The following is a 3716-nucleotide window of genomic DNA, read 5'->3' as shown; positions in this document are numbered from 1 at the left end:
ACATAAAGTTCTCCTACCACCCCAAGGGGTACAGGTTGTTGGTATTTGTCCAGAAGATAAATCTGCAAGTCGGGAATTGGCAGCCCAATTAAGCTACTTGTGGCTTTCACATCAGCTAAGGTTAAACGACGGATTGTCACATGAACCGTTGTTTCCGTAATGCCATACATATTTACCAACTGGGGCAGTTCATCCCCATGCCGCTCAAACCAAGGCTGTAACAAAGGTAACGAAAGTGCTTCTCCGCCAAATATCACCACCCGTAAACTCAATTTTTCTGTTGTCTTGGAGTGTTCGTCAACTTGAATTAGTTGGTAAAAAGCGGATGGAGTTTGGTTGAGAACAGTCACTTCCTCAGCAACTAGTAAGTTGTAGAATGCTTGCGAGTCGCGGCTCACCTCATAAGGCACAACCACAACACACCCGCCATACAGCAACCCTCCCCACAATTCCCAAACCGAAAAGTCAAATGCAAACGAGTGGAACAGCGTCCATACATCCGTTTCATTAAACTGATACCAATCTTCTGTTGCTTTGAATAACCTAACGACATTGTGATGAGTGATTAATACCCCTTTGGGCTTTCCTGTAGAGCCGGATGTATAAATCATATACGCTAGGTTATCACCCTGCACACCACTGACTAAGTTATTTCCGGGGTACTGAGCAATTTTGTCTTCCTCTTCATCTAAATAGACAACAAAATTGCTCTGAGCTAGAGTGTTGCGTAATTGCGAATTCGTCACCAACACTTGCACTTGTGCATCTTCTAGTATATATTTCAACCGTTCTTGGGGATTACTGGGGTCTAGTGGCACATATGCCCCTCCTGCTTTGAGTATTCCCAATATGCCCACGATCATTTCTAGTGAACGTTCTAGGCAAATTCCTACCTTAGTTTCTGGTTTTACACCCAGAGTTTGCAGGTGATGCGCTATTTTGTTAGCCTGCTCATTCAATTCCCGATAAGTCAGCTGTTGTCCTGCAAACTTAAGTGCTACAGCTTCGGGTGTCTTCTCCACCTGTGCTTCAAATAACTCATGCAAACACAGAAACTTAGACTCAATCCCCTGTGTTTCTTTCCCTAGCAACTGCTCCCTTTCTGTAGCGTTGAGTATTGACAAATTGCCAATACACTGGTCTGGAGATTCAACAATTCTTGCTAGTAAAGTCTGAAAATGCCCACTGATGCGCTGGATTATTTCTTCATTAAACAGATGGGCGTTGTACTCTAGTTTCCCTTGCAGTTCTGAGTTTGTTTCCCACAAGTTTAAGGTTAAATCAAAGGTTGCTCCGGCTGTTGGTTTACTCAACTCCAGTTCCGTTGTAATGACTCGTGGAAGTTGCAGTTTCTCGTGAGCGATAGTTTCTAGAGTGAACATCACTTGCAAAAGGGGATTATTACCCAATTTGCGCTCTATTTTCAGAGCTTCAATAACTTTAATAAAAGGAACCTCACTATGAGCATACGCTTCCAAAACAACCTTTTGAACTCTAGCTAATAGTTCTCGAAAGGTAGGATTATCAGGAATCTGAATACGTAAGCCCAGTGTATTGACAAAAGCACCAATAACTGAGTTAGTCTGGACTAAGGTGCGATTAGCAATCACAGTTCCGACAACTAAATCCTCCTGACGGGTGTAGCGGGAAAGTAAGATGGCGAAAGCAGTCAGGAGGGTGGTAAAAAAGGTTGTCCCCGACTGTTGAGCTAACTGCTTCAACTTGCGAGTCACCTCAGTATTCACACACAACGGAACAATACCAGGTTGAAACGCTTGCTTTAGATTATCATTGCGTTCGCGTAGCGTCTCCGTACCCCTACTCTTAAGCAAGCTACGCGCAGCGTCCCGTTCGCGTAGCGTCTCCCTTGGGAGAAGGGAAGGAGAATCGCTTAAGTAAGGCAGTTCCAAAACAGGCACAACGTCTGCCAACTGTTGCTGCCAATAGTTTAACTGTTGACTAAAATTCTCAAGAGCAATTTGTTGATTTTGCCAATAAGCAAAATCAGCATATTGAGTGGGGAGTTCTGGTAAAGAAGCTGTTTTTCCTGTCGAAACTTCTTGATACAGAGCTGATAATTCCCGCAAAAATACCTGAATTGACCAATCATCACAGATAATGTGGTGCAGATTGAACATCAACAAATGAGTCTGAGGATGAAGACGGATTAAAGTCACTCGCCACACAGGAAACTGATTCAAATCAAAAGCACGAGTACGCTCTTGCAAAAGAAGTCGTTGTGCTTGAGAAATACGTTCAGCTTCTGATAAGTTCTGCAAGTCAATCACAGTCATGTCAAAGGTCAGGTGAGGTATAATGACCTGTACTGGCGAACCATTCACCACCTTGAACTTATTCCTAAGAATGGAATGACGCTCAATCAGACATTGGATTGCTCGCTCGAAGCTAGGAATATCCAAGTCTCCTTCCAAGCGAAACGCCCTCACCATGTTGTAGATATAATTTGATTCTTCTAGGTGATGGAGTAGCCAAAATTGTTGTTGAGTGAAGGATAAAGGCAAACCATCATTTTTTATAGTTGTATCAACGGGTTTAATGATTGATTGTGACTCAAGTGCTGATTGATTTAGGAATGCTAAAATTTCTGTTTTGTGTGTTCTGATTTGAGCCAGTATATCTGAAGTTAGGATACCTAATGGTGCTTGATAGCGGAGGTTGTTGCCATCAGCCCAGACTTTGATATTGAGGCGACCAAGTTCTAACAACAGTTCATCAAGCGTTTTCATAGCATCCCTCCTTCATGAGCATCTGTGCCGTTATCAAGCATATCCTTTTGTACTAATGTTATCCAACAAGTATTTTCAATACGTTTGGCTAGTTGAGCTATTGTTGGTAATTCAAATACAGTAATTAAAGAAATATTTATTGAGAAAGTGTTAAATAATTGTACAATAAGTTGATTAACAAGTAGGGAATGACCCCCTAATTCAAAAAAGTTATCATGAATCCCAATTTCTTCTATTCCGAGAATTTGAGTCCAGATGTCAACCAGTATTTGCTCAGTAGAAGTGCGAGGTAAAACTAAACTTTCTAACTGCGCTCTTTGCACCTGACTGAAAGCGGGTAAACCCAAACGATCAACTTTGCCATTGGGCGTTAGGGGTAGTGCTTCTAAAATCATAAAAGTTGAGGGAACCATGTAGTCTGGTAGGCTTTCTAAAAGCAGACTTCGTAGTTCTCGGAGTGAGAGTGATTGTTGGGGAGCGAGCGGCACAATATACGCTCTTAGACGTTGCTCACCCAGATGATCGGGTGATGCTACGACAGCAGCCTCTCGGATAAGGTTGGTATTAATCAATGCCATTTCGACTTCCGAAACGTCGATGCGGTAGCCTCTGACTTTCACCTGGAAGTCTTTTCTGCCTAAGTGCAAAAGGCAGCCATCTGGCAACATACAGCCTAAGTCGCCCGTTTTATACAGCAGCTTATTTTCTTCTTGTATATCTTGAGAGAGTACTGCTTCGGTCAAGTCTGGTCTTTGCCAATAACCACAAAACAGATAACGACTTCTGACTACAATTTCACCATTCTGGATGGTAGAGTTTAAATTGTTTGTCTCAGTCAAAGTCCACTTTCCCCTAGACTAAGGGCAGCAACCTTGTTCAAACTGGCTGAGGAAAGTGGACTTTGACTGAGACAAACAATTTAAACTCTACCATCCAGAATGTCTCACGCAAGGAATTGCGAGACTTAGT

The 3716-nt window shown here is 42.6% G+C and carries 2 protein-coding genes; both read right to left on the bottom strand.

All coding sequences use genetic code 11. The annotated features are described in order from the left end of the window. Positions 1–2747, bottom strand: a 2747-nt coding sequence (locus tag LC574_RS30765; RefSeq protein ID WP_229457380.1) for an amino acid adenylation domain-containing protein, incomplete at its 3' end; no start/stop codon positions are given. Continuing rightward, positions 2744–3586: a phosphopantetheine-binding protein gene (locus tag LC574_RS30760; protein ID WP_229457379.1), complete on the bottom strand. Its 843-nt coding sequence runs from the start codon at positions 3584–3586 to the stop codon at positions 2744–2746. The genes LC574_RS30760 and LC574_RS30765, both read right to left, overlap by 4 nt. Positions 3587–3716 lie beyond the last annotated feature (130 nt).

The sequence above is a fragment of the Nostoc sp. CHAB 5715 genome (genome assembly GCF_020829685.1).
Taxonomy (GTDB): Bacteria; Cyanobacteriota; Cyanobacteriia; order Cyanobacteriales; family Nostocaceae; genus Nostoc.
The sequence above is the reverse complement of the archived record's forward strand: the minus strand, read 5'-3'. Positions and strand labels throughout refer to the sequence as shown.